Source organism: Brucella lupini, assembly GCF_002252535.1.
Taxonomy (GTDB): Bacteria; Pseudomonadota; Alphaproteobacteria; order Rhizobiales; family Rhizobiaceae; genus Brucella; species Brucella anthropi.
On the sequence record NZ_NNRN01000061.1, the window covers coordinates 1 to 13022 of the forward strand.

The following is a 13022-nucleotide window of genomic DNA, read 5'->3' on the forward strand; positions in this document are numbered from 1 at the left end:
AAGATCGGAACCCGCCACCAATTCGTTTCATGCAACAACGCCCCTGAAGGGCCCGTTGTCATTGGAATGGATGATACAATAGAACAGCGTTGGGGTCAGCGTATTGCCGCTCGAGGTATATACCGAGACCCTGTACGTTCCAGCCATGGCCATTTCGTCAAGGCCCGTGGATTGCGGTGGCTGAGTTTTATGGTTCTTTTACCGGTGCCCTGGGCCAAATGCATCAAAGCGATGCCTGTGCTGACAATCCTATGTCCTTCAGAACGATATAGCCAAAAGATGCTCCGAAGGCACAAGATGCTGACCGATTGGGCAAGGCAAGGCCTGCTGCAGATATGTCGTTGGCTGCCAGGTCGCCAGATTATTTTTGTCAGCGATAGCAGCTTTGCAGTTCATACACTGGCCGCAGCACTTCCAGACAGAGCTACGCTTATCACTCGGTTGCGCCTCGATGCTAATCTTTTTGCAGCACCGGCTCAAAGGCATGAGCACACACTTGGACGGCCAGCGCAAAAGGGGCAGCCATTGCCAAAACTAAAGGCTCTTCTCAAGGACCCAAAGACCCAATGGGAGCAGATTGCAGTATCGACGTGGAACACCACCCAAACACATTCGCTGGGTAATCGTTCGCGATCCAACCAATCGCCGCGAACCGCAGGCCTTCATGAGTACGAATACGGATCTTGATCCTGTGGAGATCATTACCTTCTACGTTCGCCGCTGGCAGATCGAGGTCACTTTTGCCGAGACCCGTGCGCATCTTGGTGTGGAAACCCAAAGACAGTGGAACGACAAAGCCATTCTGCGTACGACACCGTCTTTGATGGCATTCTACACCCTCGTAACACTATAGGCGTGTGATCTACTCGGTCCGAACAGGCTTCCATACGCCGCGTCATGGTACAAAAAGACCAACTGCACATTCTCTGATGCGATTGGGGCAGTTCGTATGGTTTTATGGGAGCAGGATATTTATCGACAGTCCACGTTTCACCGCGACATACCTAAAATACGGCCAGGGCGCATCAAACGAATGGCCGAGGCGCTTTGCTTCGCTGCTTAATGTACAAAGTCGAGCTAAGCAAAAATTTCCTTTTCTCGATCGCCGATACTGACGAGCGGCATTCAGAGAAAACCAATGTTGACATTCCATGTTTGATGTATCAAAGATGAAACATCGGAGGAAAGTTATGAAAAAAACCACTGCTGCGAGCTGGCTCGCAAAATCTCTTGCTGCGCGGGGGGTCGATCACGTCTTTTTCATCGACGCTATTTTGCGTCGATCACTGGTGGAGATGGAGCATGAAGGCATTCGAAGAGTGCTGGTACACAGCGAAAAGGCAGCAGCCTATATGGCCGATGGTTATGCCCGTGTGCGCGGCACGCCGGGTATCTGCTTTTCGCAATCGGTGGGAGCGGCTAATTTGGCCGCTGGGATGCAGGATGCATCGCTGGCGCAGACACCAATCTTAGCTTTCACGGGTCGAAAGCATTTGAAGTACCAGCACCGCAATGCATACCAGGAAGTGGATCATGGTCCACTGTTTCAGGCGGTGACCAAGGCAAGCATCGACGTGAACGATTCAGCAGATTTGCCACGGCTGTTGGCTCATGCATGGCGTACGGCGATGGCCGGAACTCCCGGCCCTGTTCACCTGGACGTTGAGGGCCACATGGGCGAGCTCGTCGAAAAGGGAACAGTTGAAGCAGCGACCGCAGCAGGGATACCTGACTCTGAACTGCCGCTGCACCGCTTGTTAGCAGACGAAAGCGAGCTGAGTTCTGCACTTGCGCGGTTAAAGGTTGCAGAAAGGCTTGTGATCGTGGCTGGAACAGGCGCGGTGCAGTCGGACGCAGGCCCCGAAATTCTTGAACTTGCTGAGGCATTGAGTGTGCCTGTTGCAACCTCTGTGGGGGCTCGGGGGATCATACCAACCCGTCATCCGTTGTCAGTTGGCACGGTTGGCAACTACTCTGCACCGCCGGCTAACGAGATTGTTGGTGCTGCTGATGTCGTCTTCTATATCGGCTGCCGTACAGGCGATCAGGTCACGCTTGACTGGCGCGTGCCGCAGCTCTCGACGCCCGTCGTTCAGCTTGATATTGATCCTACAGAACTGGGGCGCAACTATCCAGATACATTGGGGATTTGTGGTGATCCAAAACGCAGCCTGCGGCGGCTAATTGAGTTGTTAGGAGAGCCTGGCAAACGCGAGCGGACTTTTGCCGCATGGGCGTCCAATCTGGTAGCTGAATGGCGTGAAGATTTCCAGAAGCGTGCAGCCGATCGCAGCGGTCCCATTCGTGTTGAGTCAATACTCAGCGACCTTACCTCAACCTTACCGGAGACCGGGATTGTCGTAGCCGACACAGGCTTCTCGTCCATCTGGACTTGCACGGGGATTGAGTTGAACGGTGCGGGTCAGACTTATATGCGGGCTGCCGGTTCGCTAGGCTGGTCATTTCCCGCTGCACTAGGCGCGCAATGTGCTGCGCCGGACCGCCGGGTCGTGTGCTTTACTGGGGATGGCGGCCTATATTATCATTTGCCGGAGCTGGAAACCGCTCGACGCTATAACATCCCCTTAGTTCTCGTCATCAACAACAATAGTGGCTTCGGACAAAGCATCGAGAATATCCGCACAATCCAAGGCGATACCCCGGGCACGCCTGAAGAACTGGGCCTCTTCGGACCACTCGATTTTGCCCAGATTGCTAAAAATTTCGGAGTTGAGGGGTATCGCATTGATAGGGCCGAGGATCTGCAGCCTGCACTCGAAGCCGCGTTCCAATCATCCGGGCCGGTGGTTCTTGATGTCATCACCGACATCGAGCCACGCGCTCCGGTCGCCTGGAAGCCTTGACCGCCGCGTCATCAAAGAAAGATCGACAGGATTTATCATGCAACAAAGTTTGTTGACATATGACCTAGAGGGCCGCCGCGCACTTGTAACAGGCGGTGCCTCGGGAATTGGCCTTGCAACAGTCGACCGGCTGGCGAGATCCGGCTGCAGAGTGGTACTGAACCATTTACCTGGTGATCCAGCCGGCGCGGATCAGGTTGCACGGTTGAGGAACCAGGGATGCGACGTTCATGCGATCGAGCACGCGATCGGTGACGGTAATGAAGCGGCCCTGGCCGAAGAGGCTGTCAAATTGCTGGGAGGGCTGGACCTTCTGGTGAACAATGCTGGTACCCCAGGCGGGCGTAAGGCACTTAGTCCTTCTGCTCTGGATGCTATCAGTGATTCTATGTGGCAACAGGTGCTTGACGTGAATCTGGTGGGGTTGTTTCGACTAACTCGCGCGGCAGGCCCCCACCTAAGGGCATCATGCGGATCGGTGGTGAACCTAGCGTCGGTCTCAGCGCTCTCATCGCGTGGATCAAGTATGGCTTACGCTGCCAGCAAGGCAGGAATCATAACCCTGACCCGGCATCTTGCGCTTTCGCTTGCGCCCGAAGTCCGTATAAACGCCGTTGCACCCGGTGCCGTGGACAGTACCTGGCAGATCGAATGGACCGAAGAGCAGCGCGCTGCCTCAATCCAGCGCACTCCCCTTGCGCGGCGTTGCACATCTGAAGATATTGCCGAAACGATAGTATATCTGGGCTTTGGCGCTCCTATGATCACCGGGCAGACTCTCGTTATCGATGGGGGCCTGATCCTTTAGATATATTTCACAATCACAACCTTGAGGGAGGATGAGGAAATGACTGAAAGAAACAAGGGCGGAATGCTCAGACGTGCTTATTCACCGTTAGGCTTTTTGGCCTGTGTCATGTTTGCCGGAATTCCCATTGCGAACCCCGCCCATGCCGAGCTGCGCATCGCTATGATCGAAACGATGTCGGGATCACAAGCCTCATCGGGCGAGATGTTTCGCAATGGCTTGGAGTATGTCATCGGCAAGATTAATCGCCAAGGTGGCTTTCGAGGTGAACCGATAACCTTCAAGGTCTATGATAGTGCTGGCACAACCACCGGCGCAGCGCAACGCTTTCAGGAGGCTGTCTCCGATAATATGGATTTGGTAATCCAAGGAGCGTCTTCAGCCATCGCCGGCCAACTGACTGATGATGTCCGCAAGTTCAACATGCGCAACCCAGGAAAAGAAAAGGTCTTCATCACCGTCGGTGCTGGTGCGATGGAGCTTACCGGCCAGCGCTGCCATTACTACGCCTTTCGCTTTTATCCCACACCATCGATGTGGGCAGGAGCACTGGTCAATGCGATGAAAGGCTCTGGTGCTCTTGAAGGGCGCGTCTACGCCATTAACCAGGACTACAGCTGGGGCCAAGATTGGCAGAAAGCCACCGAGGAACTTGCCGGTCCCGGCGGGTACACAATCGTTGGCGAAACTTTGCACGATGTTAACCGCATACAGGACTTTTCCCCCTACGTGGCAAAGATCAAGATTGCTGAACCCGATACGGTTATCACAGGAAATTGGTCGAATGACCTGCTTTTGCTGATGAAAGCGACGAAGGACGCGGGTCTTTCGGCTCGATTTGCGACTTCGAACCTTGATCAGCCTGGCAATCTTGCAAATGCGGGGCTTGCTGCGTTGGGTCACTATAACGCTTCGATGGGTAGCCCAGAGATTGGCGATGGGAGCTTTGCCGAAGAATATCGCAAGGCTTATGGGCGTTATCCGGCTTACAACGACATTAGTGCTTCGGTCTCAATGGAGTTCATTATGCGCGCGCTTCAGTCAGTGAAGGGTGAAGGTGATGTCGCGCCCGCTGAGATCGTGGCAGCAATAGAAGGTTTTTCTTACGACAGCGCCTATGGGCCACAATCGGTGCGAATTGAGGATCACCAATTCTTGATGCCACTGGTGGTCACCCGCGTAGACAAAAACGCGAAATATAAAGCAGACGGGACCGATATGGGTTTTCTTCCAATCGCCACGGTTGAGCCCGATAACCTGATCTATCCTGTCCAGGACACCTGCAGGATGAAACGACCCTGATTATGACACGATCCACGTTGCCAGCACGGTTCAGGAGGCCGTGCCGGTAGCGGCTCTAGTACATGGGGAGGAAGAAAATGGCAAATGTTCAGGCCGCTCTGTCGCGGCGTGGATTTCTTGGAGCGATACTAACTTTCGCTTGTATAACACGGGTACCTGCCAGCCAATCTGCGGAACCGCTGAAGATAGCAGTCATTGAATCGCTTTCAGGACCACAAGCCTCGTCGGGCATGTTGTTTCTGAACGGTATCGAGTACGGGCGGCGCAAGATTAATCAGGCGGGGGGCTTCAACGGCCGGAATGTAGAGCTCATCAGTTATGATAATGGCGGGACTTCCAGTGGCGCGTCGAGCCGGTTCCAGCAGGCCGTGTCCGACGGTTGCCAGTTGATCGTGATGGGATCATCCTCGGCTATCGTCGCGCAGCTTTCAGAGGATACGCGCAAGCATAACCTGCGTAATCCAGACCGACCTGTGATGTTGATAAATGTCGGAAGCGGTGCGCTGGCGATGACCGGAGAGCGGTGCCATTTCCACAATTTCCGCATGTTTCCAATTGCTTCTATGTCGGTGGCGGCGTTGACCAGGGTGATGCGGGACGAAGGCACCCTTGGCAGTAAAGTATTTGCGATCAACCAAGATTACAGCTGGGGTCAAGAATTCGAGGCGGGCGTCAAGGCTCAGTCAGCCAAAGGAGACTTCGAGCTTGTTGGGGCCGTACTGCATGACGTAAACCGCATTCAGGACTTTGCTCCGTATGCGTCACGGATAAAGGCGTCAGGCGCGGATACGGTGATGACAGGCAACTGGTCGAACGATCTGCTACTGCTGATGAAGGCGTGTGCGGACGCGTCTCTTAACGTTCGTTTTGCCACCTGTTTTCTCGATCAGCCAGGCAATATCGGCAATGCAGGCCTCGCAGCCGAAGGCCATTACGTTGCCACTCTGTCGAACTGCGAACTGAACCCAGAATTTGCTGAAGATTTTAAGTCCGAAATGGGCGATTACCCGGTCTATAACGCGACCGGTGCGACGGTGGGCATGGGCTTTCTCGCTGCCGCGCTCGCCTCACTGCCAGCGGGCGAAAAGGTGGATGTGAACGCCATTGGCAAAGCGATGGAAACTACGCAGATCATGGCTGACAACGGCTTGCAGTCAATGCGCGCTGAGGATCACCAGTTTATCACCCCACTTGTCGTATCGCGAGTCGGACGAGGCGCGAAATATCCGGTTGACGGGACAGATATGGGCTTTTTGCCCGTGGCTCGGGTACCGGCCGATCAGCTAATCTATCCATTGCAATCCAGCTGCTTGATGAAGCGACCGGCATGAGCTTCACGCAACCCGATCCCACCACAATATAATCGGGGAAGTAGCCACAATACGAAAGGTATTTCGCATGGATTTCATGCTCTTTTCTTTGCTTAATGGAATAGCCTACGGGCTTTTGTTGTTCATGATTTCGTCAGGTCTGACTCTCATCTTTGGCATGATGGGCGTGCTGAATTTTGCTCATGCCTCCTTTTACATGCTGGGTGCCTATTTGGCCTTTGCAATTTCAGGGCGTTTTGGTTTTGTCGCCGGAGTGATCGCCGCAACGATTCTTGTTGCGTCCATGGGCATGTTGATTGAGCGTTTTCTGTTGCGGAAGGTCCACCTTTTCGGTCATGGCCATGAATTGCTACTCACTTTTGGTCTTGCACTGGTAATCGACGAGGTTATCAAACTTTTTTTCGGAAACTTCCCGGTGAACTACACTGTGCCGTCCGCGTTGGATTTTTCGGCATTTACGTTGTCTGGAATGAGCTATCCATTCTACCGGCTGTTTATTGCGCTCGTGGCGATCGCCATGTTCACGATTCTTTTTCTCTTGCTAAGACATACACGCATAGGACTAATTGTGCGGGCGGCCGAGCGCGCACCGACTATGGCGCAGGCACTTGGCCACGATGTGCCAACAATCTTTACGGGCGTCTTCGGGTTAGGTGCAGGTCTAGCAGGCCTTGCCGGTGCCGTTGCAGGAGCTTTTTATCCTACCAACCCAAATATGGCACTTGAGCTCGGAGCGATTGTATTTGTAGTCGTCGTTATCGGTGGGCTAGGGTCGTTGGCCGGATCGCTCATCGCTTCGCTTGGCATTGGCGTTCTGACCTCACTAACAGTAGGAATTGATTTCCGCCTCGCGGATCTGGCAGCGGGTGTAGGTCTCGGGGACTGGGCTAACGAAGTTGGCGGGCTAATGACTGTTCCGATCTCAGTACTGTCCGGGGCGGTACCCTTCATTCTCATGCTACTGGTTCTGCTGACTCGTCCGGCAGGCCTTCTTGGCGCAAGGAATTGATCGATGCGTATTCCTTTTATTGTGGTTTCTGCAGCGCTTGTCGTATTGATCGCACTGCCTCCCTTCCTTAACCTAGGCCTTCAGTTCACCCTGATCACAGCAATGACGGCGGCGTTGTTCGCGACCGCGTTCAACCTGCTAGCCGGACAAGCGGGCATGTTGTCCTTCGGACATGCGGCGTTTTTTGGCCTGGGTGCGTTTGGTACGCTTCATCTGATGCAGGCGGTCGAAGGCGGTCTGGGCTTTCCTACTGTTCTTCTGCCCGCTTTTGGCGGCCTGGTAGGGTTGATCACAGGCCTAGTTTTTGGCTATTTTGCAACAAAAAGGAACGGTGCATATTTCTCGTTGATAACGCTTGCTCTGGCAGAACTTTTACACGTAATTGCACCCCGCTGGACAGGCTTTTTTGGAGGAGAAGCAGGGATTTCGTCAATGCGGATGCCGTCGCTTGGCTTCAGCTTCGGTTCGACCCTCGAAGTCTACTACCTCACGCTTGTCTGGCTTTTGCTGTCCGTCGGTGCGCTTTTCTACCTGACGCGCACGCCTTTTGGGCTACTGACACTCTCGATCCGCGACAGCGAACAGCGTGTACGCTTCATGGGATATAATCCCGAGCGAAGTAAAGTGCTGATCTTTGCGATCTCGTCTGCGTTTACAGGCGTGGCGGGCGGGCTGGCGGCGATGTCAAGCGAGACCGCCAACTTCACGATATTCGGCATGCAGACCTCTTCGCAGGCGGTGATGTATGCCTTCGTTGGCGGGACCTCTATTTTCCTTGGACCCGCTGTCGGTGCGATCGTTTTCACCCTTTTCGGTTACTGGGTTTCCAACGCTACTACCGCATGGATGTTCTATCAGGGAATGATCTTTGTGCTGGTCATTCTATTCGCGCCGCAGGGGATTGGCGGGGTGTTGCAAAGCCATTACCGGGCGCGTTATCAGTTGGATTGGAGGAGGCTATTCCTGCCTTATGTGCAGTTCTTGCTTGGTGCAGTGCTGATCACAGCCGGTACTATCTTTATCGTACACACAATTGAGATCCTTTTTGCGCCTTCCTATAAGATGGCTGTAGCGTCAGCGGCAACACTGCCCGATTTTGAGATGTTCGGTCGCACGTGGTCCCCGTTGTCTCCGGTGACGGTTGGCGTGCCGTTGGTGGCATTGAGCATTGGGATCGTGCTGTTACGTCATGCTGCCGCGCTTAGTCGCGTCGTTTGGGCGGGCACCGACGCAAGCAAAATCGTGGCTGAGGGAGAAAACGCGTGAATTCTGCAGAACCCATTCTAACCCTTGAGGGGGTAAAGAAGAATTTCAGTGGCCTCTCGATAATCCAGGGAGTAGATCTGAAAGTTGCCAGAGGCTCCCGCCATGCCGTTATCGGTCCGAACGGTGCCGGGAAGTCGACCCTGTTCAACCTGATCTCCGGAGGTCTCCTGCCTACAGAGGGTGCAATTTATCTTCAAGGCCGCCGCATCTCGGGCCTGTCTCCGTCGGCGATTAACCGAATGGGTCTTTCACGATCTTTTCAGATCACCAATGTCTATTCCCGGCAAACGGTTTTGGAAAACGTTATGATGGGTGTTTTGGCTCGTCATGGGGTACGTTTCAATCTGTGGACGCCGCTCAACCGCATGACGGCACTACGGGACGAGGCGATGGCCCTGTTGGAAGAGGTCCGGTTGACTCAGCATAAGGATACCATTGCGGGAGACCTTGCCTATTCGCATCTTCGCTCCCTCGAAATCGTCATGACGCTGGCCACCGATCCTGCGGTCGTCCTGTTGGATGAGCCAACTGCGGGAATGTCGCGTGAGGATACTGCCTTCATGGTTGCTCTAATCAGGCGCTTGACCGAGGGGCGAACGCTGATAATGGTCGAGCATGACATGGATGTGGTTTTCGGCATCTGCGATCAGGTTTCGGTTTTGGTGTATGGCCGTATCGTTGCGACTGGCACGCCTGAAGAGGTGCGCACCGACCGGGAGGTTCAAACAGCTTATTTAGGGGAGGGGGTGATCTGATGCTTCTTAAAGTCAGCGGACTCCATGCATTTTACGATAAGAGCCATATTCTGCATGGCGTCAATTTCACCATGCCAACGCCGAACGTAACTGCGCTTCTGGGGCGCAATGGCTCGGGGCGATCGACTTTACTCAAGGCGATGATGGGACTTTTAGCGCCATCTCACGGCTCGATCCTGCTTGCAGGACGTGAGATAAGAAATTCTCAGGCAGACCGAATCTGCAAAGCGGGACTCGCCTACGTTCCTGAAGAGCGTCAGGTTTTTGCTAATCTGACAGTGGACGAGAACCTGACTATGGGCGTTCAACCCGGTGTAGTGGGTTCACCTCAATGGACCCGTGAAGACATGTTCGCATATTTCCCCCGATTGCAGGAACGGCGTAATCAACTGGCTGGGCTCATGTCTGGCGGTGAACAACAGATGCTGACCATCTGCCGCAGCTTGTTAACCAATCCACTGGTAATCCTGATCGACGAACCGACTGAGGGACTGGCCCCCAAGATCGTCGATACAGTGGCCGATGTAATCCACGATATCCAAGCGCGGGGTGTGGGCGTTCTTCTTGTCGAGCAGAAGATGAGCATGGCGATGCGAGTTGCCAGCGATGTGATGGTAATGGGTCATGGCAGCATTGTCTTCTCCGGAGCCGCCGCAGAAATGGAAACTCGCAGCGACATTCGCCGCAAATGGCTTGAGGTAGCCTGACATGTGCAATCTCCCCGACGTATTTGCGCAGAAACAACAGGTCGAACGGGTGGATCCTGCGCAACAGGCGGCTCTACATGTCGCTGTGCGACCCGACTGGCTCGCGTTGGAGCCCGAAACCGCAGTGGATCCTGATCAGCCTATAATCGATCCGCATCATCATCTGTGGCAGGGCTCCCGTGGGCGCTACATGTATGATGAGTGCCTGGAGGATGTTACGGCTAGCCACAACATCGTTGCCACTGTTTTTGTTGAATGCCGCTCAATGTGGCGTGGCTTCGGTCCCGATGAGTTGAGGCCGGCAGGAGAAACGGAATTCGCTGCCGGGGTTGCGGCTGTCGCGGAGAGCGGAGATTTCGGTACTTGCCGCATAGCAGCAGGTATAATCGGCTATGCTGATTTACGAATGGCGCCTGAGAAGGTAGACAGACTGCTGCAACTGCACCTCGAACGTGGCGGCGGTAGGTTTCGTGGTATTCGCCAGAGCGCGGTCTGGCATCCTGATCCGGCATTCAGAACCACATCTATCCTGCCTCCGCCTGGGCTGCTGAGCGATCAAGCCTTTAGGTCCGGTTTTGCGCGGCTTGGGGAGTTCGGGGTGAGCTTCGACGCGTGGGTCTATCACACCCAACTGGCAGAGTTTGCCGAACTCGCCCGGGCTTATCCGGAAGTGGTGCTGGTGCTCGATCACCTTGGTGGAATTATCGGCGCGGGGGCAAATGCGGGGATGCGCGACGAGGTTTTTTCAGAGTGGCGCAAGGGATTGGCTTCTCTTGCCGAAATGCCCAATGTGCGACTAAAACTCGGCGGGTTAGGAATGAGGATAGGTTTTGGCAGATATCACCTCGGTGAGCGACCACCGACTTCCTTGCAACTTGCGCAGGATTGGCGACCTTGGATCGAGACGGCTATCGAACTAATGGGGGTGGACCGCTGCATGTTTGAAAGCAACTTCCCGGTCGACAAAGGGTCGTACTCTTACTCAGTCTGCTGGAATGCTTTCCAAAGGATTGCAAGTGGCGCTTCTGTGAATGAGCGAAGGGCCTTATTTCATGATACAGCGGTCGAAACTTATCGTTTAGTCTTATAAAGTTCGCGCAGCCGCTATTCGTGGGCGGGAACAAATGTTATCTACAGCCCATATTGGTTGAAGTGGGCGCGTTAGGATTTTAACGCTTGCGACTTCAAACACAATCAAGCAGGTGTTATGTGCAGAAAACAAGCTCCAGTCCAGATGTGCTCTTAGGCACAATCCATCATGAAAGCTTGGCGGACAAGATTTATGTTCGGTTACGGGTCGCGATCATGAGCGGTCAACTCGCTCCGGGGCAAAAGCTTATCTATCGCACTTTGGCTGAAGAGATGGGCGTTAGTCCCACTCCTGTGCGAGATGCCGTACACCGGTTGATGTCGGACGGCATTCTGGTCATGGACGAGCGGGGTGCCGCAGCCCTACCAGAACCCGATCCTGTTCGATTCATCGAGATTATCTCATTACGCATTGACCTCGAGGGTAGGGCGGCATCATATGCCGCTGCTGTAGGGGGCGAGGCGGCGGCACGGGAGCTGGAAGTACTTCACGAGCAACTGGAGGACGCACGCACGAAAGGATTGACGCATCTTGCACTGGAAATCAATGAGCAGTTCCATTTCGCTGTGATCAGTAGTGCGAACATGCCTGTTTTAGAAGGCCTGTTGCGTTCACTTTGGTTGCTGTGTGGACCTTCGCTTAGGTTTCTGCACACTGATGATGCGCCCAAGCTGGGACTAAGACATCCTCATTATAAGATGATTGCTGCCATTCGGGCAAAGGATAGTCTTGGTGCACGCAACGCAATAAGAGAGGACCTCGTCTCCCACGGGCGTCACATCCTTGGCAAAATCTATGAGACGCTGGGCCAGGAGGTGCCGACAGAACCACCAGCGGCCTGGGTAAACGCAACTGACTGACCTGCACCTGATTAAAGCCTTGCATTGCCAAAGCAGAAATACTGCTTTCGATTTATACAGCGATAAGCAGTTTATTTTGCCAAAAATTCGATTTGAATGGAGTAGTTCTTAACCTTGGACGCCGCTATGCCCCAAGTGCTTAAACTGCTGCTTGCGACGAGAAGCTGGCTTAGCGATCCAAACTTATCATGGCAGAAGTGTGCAATTGAGAACATCGAAAAGCACATTCAGTCGTACTTCCTCGGCAATACTGACTTGGCGAAGGTCAGTCAGGCGCATTTGACGGCCCTCGCCAATAATCTGAAAGCGACACCGCGTAAGTGCCCTGGATTTATCGACACTCCACGTCAAACCGAGGTGCTCCTAATATACCAACAGGGCGACTAAAACGCATGGCTCTGGCACTCTGCTTCGCAGTACAATGTACAAAGTCAAGCTTAGATTGCATGTCTTATGAGACTTTGATCGGCTTACCCAATTGAACGCCACAGAGGCTTCTTGAGTACAAGGGTGATGACACATATGCTATTCGTGGTGAACTTGACTGTCGCAATATCAAGCCCATCATTCCTGGTAGATGAAAGCGCCGCGTGAAGATTGAAGATGATCGCATGCTGTACAAACAGCACAACTTAATCGAACGGATGTTTGGCGGACTAAATATCAACCGCGTCATTGCCACCCGATACGACCACTCATGGATAGTGTTATCAGCACTGTCCACATCGCCTTGCGGATTCCGACGATCGCGCGCACGTATTCCAATCTGATGGCGCGCATCATTCCGATTTGATCGCGCGCACTTTGGGGTCGGTTCAGGTAGGGGGCGAAATGACACCCTCTCTCATGAGCGATTTAGGTTTTCCGGACACATTTAATCTACCCCGCTCCCACGGGGTGTCAATTTGATGTAGCCTGTGCACGGTGCTGGAGATGACAGTCTGAACCGATGGTTATCATACTCTCATCCGCGGGTTTTCACCGCCTGACTGTTGATTGCCACTGAGAACTGACCCAGCGTGGCCTGATA

Annotated in this window: 12 protein-coding genes; all 12 read left to right on the top strand. The window is 53.8% G+C overall.

Features of this window, described 5'->3' with window-relative positions:
* Positions 1-687: transposase (locus tag CES86_RS28065; RefSeq protein ID WP_235820015.1), on the top strand; the 687-nt coding region annotated here is incomplete at its 5' end.
* Entirely contained in the window at positions 578-853 is a 276-nt protein-coding gene (locus tag CES86_RS28070) for a hypothetical protein (RefSeq protein ID WP_328589828.1), read from the top strand. The genes CES86_RS28065 and CES86_RS28070, both read left to right, overlap by 110 nt.
* A 337-nt stretch (positions 854-1190) precedes the next feature.
* On the top strand, positions 1191-2864 hold the full coding sequence (locus CES86_RS23415; protein WP_167387148.1) for a thiamine pyrophosphate-binding protein: 1674 nt from the start codon (positions 1191-1193) through the stop codon (positions 2862-2864).
* Between the two features lie 37 nt (positions 2865-2901).
* A complete protein-coding gene (locus CES86_RS23420; protein WP_235820017.1) occupies positions 2902-3672 on the top strand; it encodes an SDR family NAD(P)-dependent oxidoreductase in 771 nt (256 codons plus the stop codon).
* Between the two features lie 39 nt (positions 3673-3711).
* Positions 3712-4974 carry a branched-chain amino acid ABC transporter substrate-binding protein gene (locus CES86_RS23425; protein WP_235820018.1) on the top strand — a complete coding sequence of 421 codons (1263 nt, stop codon included), beginning with the start codon at positions 3712-3714 and terminating at the stop codon, positions 4972-4974.
* 77 nt (positions 4975-5051) lie between these two features.
* A complete protein-coding gene (locus CES86_RS23430) occupies positions 5052-6305 on the top strand; it encodes an ABC transporter substrate-binding protein (RefSeq protein WP_094515543.1) in 1254 nt (417 codons plus the stop codon).
* A gap of 67 nt (positions 6306-6372) precedes the next feature.
* The gene (locus tag CES86_RS23435; RefSeq protein WP_094515544.1) at positions 6373-7314 is read left to right on the top strand and encodes a branched-chain amino acid ABC transporter permease; all 942 of its coding nucleotides are present in this window, start codon (positions 6373-6375) and stop codon (positions 7312-7314) included.
* A gap of 3 nt (positions 7315-7317) precedes the next feature.
* A complete protein-coding gene (locus CES86_RS23440) occupies positions 7318-8580 on the top strand; it encodes a branched-chain amino acid ABC transporter permease (RefSeq protein WP_094515545.1) in 1263 nt (420 codons plus the stop codon).
* Positions 8577-9335 (top strand): ABC transporter ATP-binding protein, encoded by a 759-nt coding sequence (locus CES86_RS23445; protein ID WP_094515546.1) that lies wholly within the window; start codon positions 8577-8579, stop codon positions 9333-9335. The genes CES86_RS23440 and CES86_RS23445 overlap by 4 nt, the downstream gene beginning before the upstream one ends.
* Positions 9335-10042, top strand: coding sequence for an ABC transporter ATP-binding protein (locus tag CES86_RS23450; RefSeq protein ID WP_094515547.1), 708 nt, complete (start codon positions 9335-9337; stop codon positions 10040-10042). Before CES86_RS23445 ends, CES86_RS23450 begins: the two co-directional genes overlap by 1 nt.
* Before the next feature lies 1 nt (position 10043).
* On the top strand, positions 10044-11132 hold the full coding sequence (locus CES86_RS23455; RefSeq protein WP_094515548.1) for an amidohydrolase family protein: 1089 nt from the start codon (positions 10044-10046) through the stop codon (positions 11130-11132).
* Positions 11133-11251: 119 nt separating this feature from the next.
* Entirely contained in the window at positions 11252-11992 is a 741-nt protein-coding gene (locus CES86_RS23460) for a GntR family transcriptional regulator (protein ID WP_143851107.1), read from the top strand.
* Positions 11993-13022 lie beyond the last annotated feature (1030 nt).